This is a genomic window from Enterobacter sp. 296B2, assembly GCF_034106185.1.
GTDB classification, from domain to species: Bacteria; Pseudomonadota; Gammaproteobacteria; order Enterobacterales; family Enterobacteriaceae; genus Enterobacter; species Enterobacter cloacae_N.
The window spans coordinates 104952-118454 of record NZ_JAWNCA010000007.1; the positions used below are offsets into that span (position 1 = coordinate 104952).

11 protein-coding genes are annotated in these 13503 nt (G+C 55.6%); 8 read left to right on the plus strand and 3 right to left on the minus strand.

Translation table 11 applies throughout. From position 1 onward, the window contains the following. Positions 1–201: 201 nt before the first annotated feature. Together pyrD and zapC are read left to right on the plus strand one after the other, a co-directional pair. Complete coding sequence (pyrD, locus tag URZ40_RS07565) at positions 202–1212, plus strand: quinone-dependent dihydroorotate dehydrogenase (RefSeq protein ID WP_032638810.1); 1011 nt, start codon at positions 202–204, stop codon at positions 1210–1212. A gap of 165 nt (positions 1213–1377) precedes the next feature. Continuing rightward, positions 1378–1920 carry a cell division protein ZapC gene (zapC, locus tag URZ40_RS07570; protein WP_163328621.1) on the plus strand — a complete coding sequence of 181 codons (543 nt, stop codon included), beginning with the start codon at positions 1378–1380 and terminating at the stop codon, positions 1918–1920. Here zapC and URZ40_RS07575 read toward each other — a convergent pair. Further along, the gene (locus URZ40_RS07575) at positions 1917–3026 is read right to left on the minus strand and encodes a YcbX family protein (RefSeq protein ID WP_320720207.1); all 1110 of its coding nucleotides are present in this window, start codon (positions 3024–3026) and stop codon (positions 1917–1919) included. The genes zapC and URZ40_RS07575 overlap by 4 nt on opposite strands. A 98-nt stretch (positions 3027–3124) precedes the next feature. Between URZ40_RS07575 and rlmKL the strand changes: the two genes are divergently transcribed. The 6 genes from rlmKL to rmf all read left to right on the plus strand — a co-directional run bounded on the left by rlmKL (position 3125) and on the right by rmf (position 11052). After that, positions 3125–5233, plus strand: a complete 2109-nt coding sequence (rlmKL, locus tag URZ40_RS07580; protein WP_316380057.1) for a bifunctional 23S rRNA (guanine(2069)-N(7))-methyltransferase RlmK/23S rRNA (guanine(2445)-N(2))-methyltransferase RlmL — start codon at positions 3125–3127, stop codon at positions 5231–5233. A gap of 12 nt (positions 5234–5245) precedes the next feature. Then, positions 5246–7153, plus strand: a complete 1908-nt coding sequence (locus tag URZ40_RS07585) for an ABC transporter ATP-binding protein (protein ID WP_028012596.1) — start codon at positions 5246–5248, stop codon at positions 7151–7153. Positions 7154–7166: 13 nt separating this feature from the next. Next, entirely contained in the window at positions 7167–8420 is a 1254-nt protein-coding gene (gene pqiA / locus URZ40_RS07590) for a membrane integrity-associated transporter subunit PqiA (protein WP_233002303.1), read from the plus strand. Between the two features lie 4 nt (positions 8421–8424). Beyond that, entirely contained in the window at positions 8425–10065 is a 1641-nt protein-coding gene (gene pqiB / locus URZ40_RS07595; protein ID WP_116340907.1) for an intermembrane transport protein PqiB, read from the plus strand. Further along, a complete protein-coding gene (gene pqiC / locus URZ40_RS07600; RefSeq protein ID WP_316380059.1) occupies positions 10062–10628 on the plus strand; it encodes a membrane integrity-associated transporter subunit PqiC in 567 nt (188 codons plus the stop codon). The genes pqiB and pqiC overlap by 4 nt, the downstream gene beginning before the upstream one ends. A 256-nt stretch (positions 10629–10884) precedes the next feature. Beyond that, positions 10885–11052 carry a ribosome modulation factor gene (gene rmf / locus URZ40_RS07605; protein WP_013097261.1) on the plus strand — a complete coding sequence of 56 codons (168 nt, stop codon included), beginning with the start codon at positions 10885–10887 and terminating at the stop codon, positions 11050–11052. A 73-nt stretch (positions 11053–11125) separates the two neighbouring features. Here the strand turns inward: rmf and fabA are convergent, their stop codons facing one another. Next, entirely contained in the window at positions 11126–11644 is a 519-nt protein-coding gene (gene fabA / locus URZ40_RS07610) for a bifunctional 3-hydroxydecanoyl-ACP dehydratase/trans-2-decenoyl-ACP isomerase (RefSeq protein ID WP_000227926.1), read from the minus strand. 68 nt (positions 11645–11712) lie between these two features. Continuing rightward, entirely contained in the window at positions 11713–13473 is a 1761-nt protein-coding gene (locus URZ40_RS07615) for a Lon protease family protein (RefSeq protein WP_320720211.1), read from the minus strand. Positions 13474–13503: the final 30 nt, after the last annotated feature.

Here is a 13503-nt window from a genome sequence, read left to right on the forward strand (position 1 = left end):
AATTTTCAGGAGTGTGACATCGCGCGGTTATTCCACTAAATGATTTATCCGCAATTAAAATGCGAAAAAGCGCATAAGAAATAGACAGGGAGGTAAACGATTGCGTTTTACGCCGATTTTTTGCCGCAGGTCAATTCCCTTTCTGAGCGGGATCGCCCATAATCCCCTCCCGGTTTGCACACCGGGAATCCAGGAGAGTTCATGTACTACCCCTTCGTTCGTAAAGCCCTTTTCCAGCTCGACCCCGAGCGCGCTCATGAATTTACATTCCAGCAATTACGTCGTATTACCGGAACGCCTTTGGCCGCTCTGGTGCGTCAGAATGTGCCGGAAAAACCTGTGCAGTGCATGGGTCTGACCTTTAAAAATCCGCTGGGTCTGGCGGCGGGTCTGGACAAAAATGGCGAGTGCATTGATGCCCTGGGCGCGATGGGCTTTGGCTCTATCGAAATCGGTACCGTCACGCCGCGCCCACAGCCGGGAAATGACAAGCCGCGCCTGTTCCGCCTGGTTGAAGCCGAAGGGCTGATCAACCGCATGGGCTTTAATAACCTCGGTGTTGATCACCTTGTTGAGAACGTAAAAAAAGCCCATTTTGACGGGATATTAGGCATCAATATCGGCAAAAATAAAGACACGCCGGTAGAGCAGGGTAAAGATGACTATCTGATTTGTATGGAAAAAGTCTACGCCTATGCCGGTTATATCGCGGTGAATATTTCTTCACCCAATACCCCGGGGCTGCGTTCCTTACAATATGGCGAAGCGCTGGACGATCTTCTGAGTGCCATTAAAAATAAGCAAAATGAACTCCAGACGATCCACCATAAATATGTTCCGGTCGCGGTTAAGATCGCCCCGGATCTTTCTGCCGAAGAATTGATCCAGGTTGCCGACAGTTTGGTTCGCCATAATATTGACGGTGTGATTGCAACGAATACCACGCTCGATCGTTCGCTCGTTCAGGGAATGAAAAACTGTGACGAAGCGGGTGGGTTAAGCGGACGTCCGGTACAATTAAAAAGCACCGAAATTATTCGCGCTTTGTCTGCGGAATTAAAAGGCCGTTTACCGATTATTGGCGTCGGCGGTATCGACTCGGTGATTGCCGCGCGCGAGAAGATGGCGGCCGGTGCATCACTGGTGCAAATCTATTCCGGCTTTATTTTTAAAGGACCGCCGCTGATTAAAGAAATCGTTACTCATATCTAATCTTTTCTCTTAATCAGACAACCAGGGCTTTATTTCCAGCCCTGGTTGTTTTATATTCCGTCACTGTTGCTTATTTAGACATTATAGTCTTTTATTACTAATGTTATAAACGAAGCGGCGAACAGGACATTTTTAGTACAGGACGTTTGGGGACGGGAGAGACACATGCGAATTAAACCTGACGATAACTGGCGCTGGTATTTTTGCGACGAGCATGATCGTATGATGCTCGATTTAGCCAATGGCATGCTGTTTCGTTCTCGTTTTGCCCGCCGAATGTTAACCCCGGACGCGTTTTCCCCGTCGGGCTTTTGCGTTGATGATGCAGCGCTTTATTTCTCCTTTGAAGAAAAATGCCGCGATTTGATGCTCTCTAAAGAGCAGCGTGCCGAACTGGTATTAAATGCGCTGGTGGCTATCCGTTTCCTGAAACCGCAAATGCCGAAAAGCTGGCATTTCCTGCCTCACGGCATGGACTGGACGCCAGCAACGGGCGATGCGGCCAGCGTTAACCTGAGCGATACCGCCGAAGAGGTGAGTTTATTAGTCGTTGAGCCGGGCGAAAATGCCGCACTCTGTCTGCTGGCGCAGCCCGGCGTGACGATTGCCGGGCGGGTTATGCAGTTAGGTGATGCTATCAAAGTCATGAATGACAGGCTGAAGCCACAGCTGCGCGTAGATTCCTTCAGCCTCGAACAGGCGGTTTAAGCTTCCAGCTCTACCGACGTTTTCGGTACGCAGCTACAGCACAGAATTGTGCCGTCATTTCCAATTGCAGATTTCTTCAGCGCACTCACTTCACCCTCAAGCAGCTTGATGCGGCAGCATCCGCAGATTCCCGCGCGGCAGGAATACGGTACGCGAATACCGGCTTGCTCCAGTTGCTCCAGCAGCACCTGCTGATTGTTGCCGCGAATAATCTTGCCCTGCCAGTGAATATCCACCGCAGAGGCGACGTTCGTCTCGGCCTCGACCATTTCTTCTTCCTGGCCTGCGCCATACACTCTGGCCGGCCCGCGGGCGAGAATTTCAACCTCATCGCCTACGCGAATCACGCCGCTGGAGCGGGGGATCAGGTTCTGGCCGAAATCGACATCACCGTTATCCTGCGCGGTACGGAACGATTGCAGGGTTTTCAGCGGCTCGCCGGAAGGGTGCTTCTGGCCTTTTTCAGGACTTACCGTCGTGAAGATGCAGCGACTGCAGGGCTTCACCACGTCGAAAATAACGCTGCCGATGCGGATCGTTTTCCAGGTGTCTTCTTCCCATGCGTTAGCCCCCGTTACCACCAGGTTTGGGCGGAACTGCTCCATCTGCACGCTGGCTTTGCAGCGGTTTTGTAAGTCACGCAGCGACGCCTCGTTGGTCAGCAGGAACGGGAAGCCATCGGCAAAGGAGAGCGGTACGGCCTCGTGGCGCTTTACGCGACGCGTCAGTTCCGGACCAACCCAGCGCAGCTGCACGTCGCGGGAGAAGAAACCGCTCAGCCAGCGGTTAATCTCATCCGGGGCAATGCGCGCGGTAAAATGGTTGCCCCATACTTCCGTTGGCGCGTCGACAGCCGCAAAATCAGCAAAGCGAATCACCGTGCTGGAACCGTCCGGCGCGGTCAGATGCAAACCGTCATGAAGCGGGGAAGGGGTAAAGCGAACCATCTGCGGGAACTGGCGTGCGGTAATGAACGTGCCGTCAGGCTCGGTGACCATAAAAATACGATCGAAGGCGAATCCGCTCATGTCGGCCAGCGCGTGAGAGACGCCAATGCCGCGCATGGATTTCACCGGATGAATAAAAAGCCTGGATAACGTCGCCACTGCACACTCCCGCAAATGAAAATAAGCCTTCAACTTTATGACATACACGCCATATTAGCTATAATGCGCGACAATTTTCTAAGAGTAAAAGTGACGATATGAATTCTCTGTTTGCCAGTACGGCCCGTGGGCTGGAAGAGCTGTTAAAAACTGAACTGGAAGCCCTGGGCGCGCAAGAGTGCCAGGTGGTTCAGGGTGGTGTCCATTTTGAGGGCGACACGCGGCTTATTTACCAGAGCCTGATGTGGAGCCGTCTGGCGTCGCGCATCATGCTGCCGATGAAGGAGTGCAAGGTCTATAGCGACCTGGATCTCTACACCGGCGTACAGATGATCGACTGGACAGAGATTTTCACGCCGAACGCCACCTTCGCGGTGCATTTCAATGGCGTGAACGACGAGATCCGCAACAGCCAGTACGGCGCCCTGCGCGTCAAAGACGCCATTGTGGACTGCTTCACGCGTAAAAATAAGGAACGTCCGAACGTCGATCGCGAAAACCCGGACCTGCGCATCAACGTCTGGCTGAACGGCGACACGGCGAGTATTTCTCTCGATCTAAGCGGCGCAGGCCTGCACCTGCGCGGCTACCGCGATCGCACCGGTATGGCGCCGATCAAAGAAACCCTGGCCGCCGCCATCGTAATGCGCTCCGGCTGGCAGTCGGGCACGCCGCTGCTCGATCCGATGTGCGGTTCCGGTACGCTGCTGATTGAAGCGGCCATGCTGGCCACCGACCGTGCGCCGGGGCTGCACCGCGGCCACTGGGGCTTCAAAGGCTGGGCACAGCACGACGAAGCGCTCTGGAAAGAGGTTAAAGACGACGCGCAGACTCGCGCGCGTAAAGGCCTGGCGGAGTACACCTCGCATTTCTACGGTTCGGACAGCGATCCGCGCGTGATTGAACGTGCCCGCAGCAACGCCCGTCGCGCCGGTATCGGCGAGCTGGTGACCTTCGAGGTGAAAGACGTGGCGAACCTGACCAACCCGCTGCCGAAAGGCCCGTACGGTACCGTGATCAGCAACCCGCCATACGGCGAGCGTCTGGACAGCGAGCCGGCGTTGATTGCCCTGCACAGCCTGCTGGGACGCAACATGAAGGACTACTTCGGCGGCTGGAACCTGTCTCTGTTCAGCGCCTCGCCGGAGCTGCTGAGCTGCCTGCAGCTGCGTGCCGATCGCCAGTTTAAAGCGAAAAACGGCCCGCTGGACTGCGTGCAGAAAAACTACCATCTGGCGGAGAAAGCGGCGGACAGCAAGCCTACCGGCGTGGCGGAAGATTACGCCAACCGTCTGCGCAAGAATCTGAAGAAGTTTGAGAAGTGGGCTAAACAGGAAGGGATCGAGTGTTACCGCCTGTACGATGCCGACCTGCCGGAGTACAACGTGGCGGTTGACCGCTACGCGGACTGGGTGGTGATTCAGGAATATGCGCCGCCGAAAACCATTGATGCGCAAAAAGCGCGTCAGCGTATGCTGGACGTTATTGCGGCAACTATCGCCGTGCTGGGCATTGCACCGAACAAGCTGGTGCTGAAAACCCGCGAGCGTCAGAAGGGTAAAAACCAGTACCAGAAAATGGGCGAAAAGGGTGACTTTATCGAAGTGGGCGAATACAACGCCCGCCTGTGGGTGAACCTGACCGACTATCTTGATACTGGCCTGTTCCTCGACCACCGTATCGCCCGCCGCATGCTCGGCCAGATGAGCAAGGGGAAAGATTTCCTCAACCTGTTCTCCTATACCGGGAGCGCGAGCGTGCACGCCGGTCTCGGCGGCGCGCGCAGCACCACTACGGTGGATATGTCCCGTACCTATCTGGAGTGGGCGGAGCGCAACCTGCGTCTCAATGGCCTGACCGGACGCCAGCATCGCCTGATGCAGGCCGACGTGCTGGGCTGGCTGCGCGATACCGACGAGCAGTTCGACCTGATCTTTATCGATCCGCCGACCTTCTCCAACTCCAAGCGCATGGAGGATAGCTTTGACGTTCAACGCGATCACCTGCGCCTGATGACCGACCTGAAGCGCCTGCTGCGCAAAGGCGGCACCATTATGTTCTCGAACAACAAACGCGGCTTCCGTATGGATCATGACGGCTTAGCAGCCCTGGGCCTGAAAGCACAAGAAATCAGCCAAAAAACGCTGTCTCAGGACTTCGCCCGCAACCGTCAAATTCATAACTGCTGGTTGATTACCGCGGTCTGAAAGGAAAAATAAATGTCATTAATTAGTATGCACGGCGCGTGGCTCTCTTTCAGCGACTCGCCGCTTCTCGATAATGCAGAGCTGCATATCGAAGATAACGAGCGCGTCTGTCTGGTGGGCCGTAACGGCGCGGGTAAATCCACGCTGATGAAAATTCTCAACCGCGAGCAGGGGCTGGATGATGGCCGCATCGTGTACGAGCAGGATCTGATTGTCTCCCGCCTCCAGCAGGACCCGCCGCGCCATGTGACCGGCAGCGTGTACGATTTCGTGGCGGAAGGCATCTCTGAGCAGGCCGAATACCTGAAGCGCTATCACGAGATTTCGCATCTGGTGATGACCGACCCGAGCGACAAGAACCTCAACGAACTGGCGAAAGTGCAGGAGATGCTCGATCACCACGGCCTGTGGCAGCTGGAAAACCGCATTAATGAAGTGCTGGCGCAGCTCGGTCTGGAACCGGATATGGAGCTCTCGGCGCTCTCCGGCGGTTGGCTGCGTAAAGCGGCTCTGGGCCGCGCGCTGGTCAGCGGGCCGAAGGTGTTGCTGCTGGACGAACCGACCAACCACCTGGATATCGAAGCGATTGACTGGCTGGAAGGGTTCCTGAAAACCTTCAGCGGCACCATCATCTTCATCTCGCACGACCGTTCGTTTATTCGCAATATGGCGACGCGCATTGTCGACCTCGACCGCGGCAAGCTGGTCACCTATCCCGGCGATTACGACACCTATCTGCTGGAGAAAGAAGAAAACCTGCGCGTGGAAGAATTGCAGAACGCCGAGTTCGACCGCAAGCTGGCGCAGGAAGAGGTGTGGATCCGCCAGGGCATCAAGGCCCGTCGCACCCGTAACGAGGGCCGCGTGCGCGCGCTGAAGGCCATGCGCCGTGAGCGCAGCGAACGCCGTGAAGTGATGGGCAGCGCCAAAATGCAGGTGGAAGAGGCGTCCCGCTCTGGCAAGATCGTCTTCGAAATGGAAAACGTCAACTACCAGGTAGACGGCAAGGTGCTGGTGAAAGATTTCTCCGCGCAGGTTCAGCGCGGCGATAAAATTGCGCTGATTGGTCCGAACGGCTGCGGTAAAACCACGCTGCTTAAGCTAATGCTGGGCCAACTGCAGGCCGACAGCGGCCGCATTCACTGTGGCACGAAGCTGGAAGTGGCCTACTTCGACCAGCACCGCGCGGAGCTGGATCCGGATCGCACGGTAATGGATAACCTCGCTGAAGGTAAGCAGGAAGTGATGGTAAACGGTAAGCCGCGCCACGTGCTGGGCTACCTGCAGGACTTCCTGTTCCACCCGAAACGTGCGATGACGCCGGTGCGCGCGCTCTCCGGCGGGGAGCGTAACCGTCTTCTGCTGGCTCGTCTGTTCCTGAAGCCAAGCAACCTGCTGATCCTCGATGAACCGACGAACGATCTGGATGTCGAAACGCTGGAATTACTGGAAGAGCTGATCGACGGTTATCAGGGAACCGTGATGCTGGTTAGCCACGATCGTCAGTTCGTGGATAACACCGTGACCGAGTGCTGGATCTTCGAAGGTGAAGGGCGAATTGGCCAATACGTCGGCGGTTATCACGATGCAAAAGGCCAGCAGTCGCAGTCTCTGGCGCAGAAACAGTCGAAGTCCAGAACAAGTTCTGAACCTGCTGTAACAAAAGCAGAAACTGTCAAGAAAACCTCGGCTAAACTAAGCTATAACCTGCAGCGCGAACTGGAGGGGCTACCTCAGCGTCTCGAAGAGCTGGAGGCTGCGCTTGAGGAGCTGCAAGCGCAGGTGGCTGATGCGTCATTCTTCACCCAATCGCATGACTATACTCAGAAAGTACTGGCTGAAATGTCCGCGGCTGAAAAAGCCCTGGAAGAAGCATTTGAGCGCTGGGAGTACCTTGAGTCTCTGAAAAACGGCGCATAAACAGGGATTAAATATGTGTGACCAGCACCATGCCGACAGGCATATATTATGCTCGCAATGCGATATGCTCGTGGCGTTGCCAGAGCTTGGTCACGGACATAAAGCCCTGTGTCCACGCTGTGGCGCGACGTTGACAACCGAGTGGGACGCGCCGCGGCAGCGTCCCACTGCCTACGCGCTGGCAGCACTGTTCATGCTGCTGCTCTCCAATCTCTTCCCCTTCATCTATATGAAGGTCGGTGGGATGACAAGCCAGGTGAATCTGCTTGAAATCCCGGGCGTGATGTTCTCGGAAGATTACGCCAGCCTCGGCACCTTTTTTCTGCTGTTTGTCCAGATAGTCCCGGCGTTTTGCCTGGTCGTCATCCTTTTGCTGGTCAACCGTGTCAGAATGCCGGCATCACTGAAAATCCGGCTCGCGCGTATCCTTTTTCAGCTCAAAAGCTGGGGGATGGCCGAGATTTTTCTGGCGGGGATACTGGTCAGTTTCGTGAAGCTGATGGCGTACGGCGATGTGGGGATTGGCAGCAGCTTTATTCCCTGGTGTCTGTATTGCGTTCTGCAGCTGCGCGCTTTCCAGTGCGTGGACAGGCGCTGGGCCTGGGATGATATCGCCCCGGCACCGACGCTCGCGCAGACGGTGAAGGTGGGCGTGCCGGGTATTCGTCAGGGGCTCCGTTCTTGTCCGTGCTGTACCGCCGTGCTGCCTGCCGATCTCGAGGTTTGTCCGCGCTGCGAAACGAAGGGCCATGTTCGCCGTAAAAACAGCCTGCAGTGGACGATGGCGCTGCTGGTGACCTCCGTCATGCTGTATCTGCCCGCCAATATTCTGCCGATTATGATCACCGATTTGCTCGGCGACAAAATGCCCTCGACGATCCTCGCCGGGGTCATACTGCTGTGGGGCGAAGGATCCTATCCTGTCGCCGGCGTGATTTTCATCGCCAGTATCATGGTGCCCACCTTGAAAATGATCGCGATTGCCTGGCTCTGCTGGGATGCAAAAGGCCACGGAAAGCGCGACAGCGAACGCATGCACCTGATTTACGAAGTGGTCGAATTTGTCGGTCGTTGGTCAATGATCGACGTGTTTGTAATTGCCGTTCTCTCTGCGCTGGTGCGGATGGGCGGTTTGATGAGTATTTATCCCGCGATGGGGGCTTTAATGTTTGCACTGGTCGTGATTATGACCATGTTTGCGGCCATGACCTTCGACCCTCGTTTATCGTGGGATCGTGAGCCTGAATCAAGCCATGAGGAAGAGTAAGAGCATGGAAAATAAGAGTGGAGAGGCGAAAGTGCAGAAGGTCAAAAACTGGTCGCCGGTGTGGATTTTTCCCATTGTGACTGCGCTGATCGGTGCCTGGATCCTGTTTTATCATTACAGCCATCAGGGGCCGGAAGTGACGCTGATTACCACCAATGCCGAGGGGATTGAGGGCGGTAAAACGACCATCAAAAGCCGTAGCGTGGATGTGGGCGTGGTGGAAAGCGCAACCCTGACCGACGATTTAACCCATGTGGAGATTAAGGCGCGCCTTAATGCCGGCATGGAAAAACTGCTGCACGGCGACTCTGTTTTCTGGGTAGTTAAACCGCAGGTGGGGCGTGAAGGGATCAGCGGCTTAGGGACGCTGCTTTCGGGTGCCTACATCGAGCTGCAGCCAGGTGCAAAAGGCAACCAGCCGGCGCAGTACCAACTTCTGGATTCACCGCCGCTGGCACCGCCTGATGCAAAAGGTATCCGCGTGATCCTCGACAGTAAAAAAGCGGGCCAACTCACGGCGGGTGACCCGGTACTGTTCCGCGGCTATCGCGTGGGGTCGGTGGAGAAAAGCACGTTCGATCCTCAGAAAAGAGCTATCAGCTATCAGCTGTTCATCAATGCGCCTAACGATCGTCTGGTCACCAGCAACGTCCGTTTCTGGAAAGACAGCGGCATCGCAGTGGATCTGACCTCGGCGGGCATGCGCGTTGAAATGGGATCGCTGACAACGCTGTTTGGCGGCGGTGTGAGCTTTGACGTACCGGAAGGGCTCGACCTGGGGCAGCCGGTTGCGGAGAACACCGCTTTCCGCCTGTTCGACGATCAAAAAAGCATTCAGGATGCGCTCTACACCGATCACGTTGACTTCCTGATGTTCTTCAAAGATTCCGTCCGCGGTCTGCAGCCGGGAGCGCCTGTTGAGTTCCGCGGTATTCGCCTTGGTACGGTTGGACAAGTTCCGTTCTTTGTGCCTGGCCTGCAGCAGGTACTGGATGATGATTACCGCATACCGGTGCTGATTCGTATTGAACCCGAACGCCTGATCAATCAGATTGGCGAGAATCAGGATATTGCCACCCACATCAGCCAGCTGATGGAACGCGGTCTGCGTGGATCGTTGAAGACGGGTAACCTGGTGACCGGTGCGCTGTATGTGGATATGGACTTCTACCCGAAAGCACCGCCGATTACCGGTATTCGCGAATTCGGTGGCTATAAGATCATCCCAACGGTGAGCAGCGGTCTGGCGCAGATCCAGCAGCGTCTGATGGAGACGCTGGATAAGATCAACAATCTGCCATTGAACCCAATGATTGAAGCAGCGACAGGTTCATTGCATCAAAGCCAGGCGACAATGCAACGCCTGCAGGCCACGCTGGATAACATCAATAAGATCACCGCCAGCCAGAGCATGCAGCAGCTGCCGCAGGATATGCAGAAAACGCTGCGTGAGCTGAACCGCAGTATGCAGGGCTTCCAGCCCGGCTCGGCGGCATACAACAAGATGGTCGCAGATATGCAGCGTCTCGATCAGGTCTTGCGCGAACTGCAGCCGGTTCTGAAAACGCTCAACGAGAAGAGCAATGCGCTGGTGTTCGAAGCGAAAGATAAAAAGGATCCTGAGCCGAAGAGGGCGAAACAATGAAAAAATGGCTAGCGATTGCAGGAGCGATGGTACTCACGGCCTGTAGCTCCGGGAGCGAAACGAAAAGCTACTACCAGCTACCGATGGGGACGCAGGCGGTTACGCAAAGTAGCGCCTCGCAGGGCAACCGTCTGCTGTGGGTTGAGCAGGTCGCCGTGCCAGATTACCTGGCCGGCAACGGAGTGGTCTATCAGACCAGCGATGTGCAGTACGTTATCGCCAACAACAACCTGTGGGCCAGTCCGCTGGATCAGCAGCTACGCAATACGCTGGTGGCGAATCTTGGCAGTCAGCTTCCGGGCTGGGTTGTTGCCTCCCAGCCTCTGGGAAGCGATCAGGACACGCTGAACGTCACGGTAACGGGCTTCCATGGTCGTTATGACGGTGCCGTTGTCATCAGCGGCGAGTGGCTGTTGAATCATCAGGGACAGCTGATTAAGCGTCCTTTCCATCTGGAGCTGAAGCAGCAGAAGGATGGCTATGATGAAATGGTGAAAGTGCTGGCCCAGGGCTGGGCGCAGGAATCAGCCAATATCGCCAGGGAAATTTCCCGGCTGCCATAAGTAAAATTCATCGTCAAAAACCGCAATCGGCCTGGTGCTGATTGCGGTTTTTTTTTCGTTTTGGCGTCAGGTTGTTACTTGTGCCGCGTCACAATTTTTGTACAAATGATCTTCTGGCTAGCTCACAAATATGACACCCGTATGAATTTTGAACATTGACGCTGGGACTAATTCGGGGTATTCGTTATCTGTGCCTGCGCATCTGGCGCAGACACTGTTTTCTTTCCACCAGACAAAAGAATGAGGGAAACGAGGCATGAAGAGACAGAAACGAGATCGCCTGGAACGGGCTCATCAACGTGGTTATCAGGCCGGCATCGCTGGACGTTCGAAAGAAATGTGTCCTTATCAGACGATAAACCAAAGGTCACAATGGCTGGGAGGCTGGCGAGAAGCCATCGGCGACAGGGCACTTATAGCCTGATAACGTCTCTTTAAAAAAAGAAACCTCCGCACTGCGGAGGTTTCGCCTTTCTGGATGGGGCTAAAAGCCGTTATCAGAAAGCAGAGGTATCCTGGAACAGACCCACTTTCAGGTCGTTAGCGGTATAGATCAGACGACCGTCTACCAGCACTTCGCCATCTGCCAGGCCCATAATCAGGCGACGGTTAACGATGCGCTTGAAGTGAATACGATAAGTCACTTTCTTCGCCGTAGGCAGAACCTGACCGGTGAATTTCACTTCGCCCACGCCCAGCGCGCGGCCTTTACCTTCACCACCCAGCCAGCCCAGATAGAAGCCAACCAGCTGCCACATGGCATCCAGGCCCAGGCAGCCAGGCATTACCGGATCGCCAATAAAGTGGCAACCGAAGAACCACAGGTCCGGGTTGATATCGAGTTCTGCTTCTACGTAACCCTTATCGAAGTTGCCGCCGGTTTCGGTCATTTTCACGACACGGTCCATCATCAGCATGTTCGGGGCCGGTAACTGTGGGCCTTTCGCGCCAAACAGTTCTCCGCGACCAGAGGCAAGAAGGTCTTCTTTTGTATAGGATTCGCGTTTATCTACCATGTTCTCAGTAAGCCTTATTTTAGTGAAGGACGCAGGATAGCTAACACGTGTACGCTGAACAAGTCCGATCAGTTCGAACTCAACCAACCCAGCCAGCGTAACGGCCATGGATAACGATGACGAGCATCCTGCTGTGTCGCCTGAGCAATGCGCTCCTGGATAGTCTGCATCAGGGTCGTCTGCCCCTCGCCATCCCATACCAGGTTTGTCAGTAAGGGTAGTGCATCCTCAATCCCTTCGATTGCCCAGATGGCGAATTGTTCCTGTTCAACCGCGTCCAGAATATCCTGGCTCAGGCTGAGATGGCGTACGTTGGGCGCGGGAATAATCACCCCCTGTTTGCCGTTTAAACCACGCTGCTGACAAATAGAGAAGAAGCCTTCAATTTTTTCGTTCAGACCGCCAACGGGCTGAGCACGACCAAACTGATCGACCGAACCGGTGATGGCAATATTCTGGTTGATCGGCACGTCCGCCAAGGCGCTGATTAAGACGCACAGCTCTGCCATAGAGGCGCTATCGCCATCCACTTCGCTGTAGGACTGTTCGAACGTCAGCGAGGCGGAGAAGGGGATTTGCTGCTCGAGCTGCAGCTCGGACATCAAAAACGCCTGCATGATCATCATGCCTTTGGCGTGAATGTTTCCGCCCAGCTCGGCTTTGCGTTCAATATCGGTAAACTCGCCATCGCCAATATGCACAACGCAGCTGATACGGGACGGTTCACCGAACGCGCGCGGATGGCCGGGAAATACAATCACCGACAGGGCGTTAATCTGACCGACGCGTTCGCCTTCGGTCTCGACCAGAATTTGTTCCAGCAGAATTTCATCCTGCATGCGGTCAGCAAGATAGCCTTCGCGCCACTCCCGCTGCGCCAGCATCTGGGTGAGCTGTTCGCCAGTAAAGGCGCCGTTACCGCCGATGGTACCCACCTCACGCAGCTGCTTGCCGATCCAGAGCGGGCAGAGCGGCAAGGTCTCCTGGTCACCGGTATAGCGAACGGCTTCACGGATCAAACCCGGCCACGCGTCGGCGGCAGGCGTTGGCAATGCAAAACGTTCCGCCACGGCCATCACCCACTGACACCACTGCGCCATGTCGTCAGCATCGGCAATCTGGATGTTGTCTTCATATTCGCTGTAAACTGCCTGCTCGGCCAGTTCCGGCTCCATTTCCTGGAAGTCCGCCAGCGATTCGCGGTCGCCCGTCAGCACGACGGTCAGCGACAGCGGCATTGACGGCACGGAGACAGGAAGAGGGCGAGACTCATCGTAACCGACCCAGTCAAAGCGCTGTTGGGTCACAATGGTTTTCAGGCGCATCCACAGCAGCGGCTGCGAGAGCAGGGTGCGCAGTGAGATGATGAGCACGCCGCCGTTTGCGCGATGCACCAGCCCCGGCTGCAGGGAAAGCTCGCCGTTAAACTGGCGCAGACAGCCAAAGAGCTGTTCAGCCTCGACCCAATTAGCGGTTATCACCTCGCCTTTAGCAGCAAAACGACCGTCGGCCTGGCCCGCCGGTTCGAAGGTAATATTATTCCCCGCGATACGATACTGGCCGCCAAAGACCGCGTTGGTGTCCGGCTGCAGCTGGCGCATGGCATCCCCAAGCAGCGTCAGATATTCCGCTTCTTCCGGGGCTTTCAGCAGCATGAAGGGCGATGTCGCCCACGGACTTAACGCCTGCTCCAGCGCATAATGTAAGCGTGGTTGCGTATCGCTAAGGATGAATTCGTGTTCTTTTGCGAGATCGGGCTGTGCAAACAGTTCCTGATAGCTCTCGGCATCCGGAACAAGGTCACGCCATGCTAGTTTCGTAATGGTCAAAGTTGATGTTTTTTAGTCAGATGTAAAAGC

Excerpts from the sequence above, each read along its gene's own strand:
- pqiC (WP_316380059.1), top strand. The coding sequence starts at position 10,062 with ATGAAAAAATGGCTAGCGATTGCAGGAGCGATGGTACTCACGGCCTGT.
- pqiA (WP_233002303.1), top strand. The coding sequence starts at position 7,167 with ATGTGTGACCAGCACCATGCCGACAGGCATATATTATGCTCGCAATGC.
- zapC (WP_163328621.1), top strand. The coding sequence starts at position 1,378 with ATGCGAATTAAACCTGACGATAACTGGCGCTGGTATTTTTGCGACGAG.
- rmf (WP_013097261.1), top strand. The coding sequence starts at position 10,885 with ATGAAGAGACAGAAACGAGATCGCCTGGAACGGGCTCATCAACGTGGT.
- pqiB (WP_116340907.1), top strand. The coding sequence starts at position 8,425 with ATGGAAAATAAGAGTGGAGAGGCGAAAGTGCAGAAGGTCAAAAACTGG.
- fabA (WP_000227926.1), bottom strand. The coding sequence starts at position 11,644 with ATGGTAGATAAACGCGAATCCTATACAAAAGAAGACCTTCTTGCCTCT.
- URZ40_RS07585 (WP_028012596.1), top strand. The coding sequence starts at position 5,246 with ATGTCATTAATTAGTATGCACGGCGCGTGGCTCTCTTTCAGCGACTCG.
- pyrD (WP_032638810.1), top strand. The coding sequence starts at position 202 with ATGTACTACCCCTTCGTTCGTAAAGCCCTTTTCCAGCTCGACCCCGAG.
- rlmKL (WP_316380057.1), top strand. The coding sequence starts at position 3,125 with ATGAATTCTCTGTTTGCCAGTACGGCCCGTGGGCTGGAAGAGCTGTTA.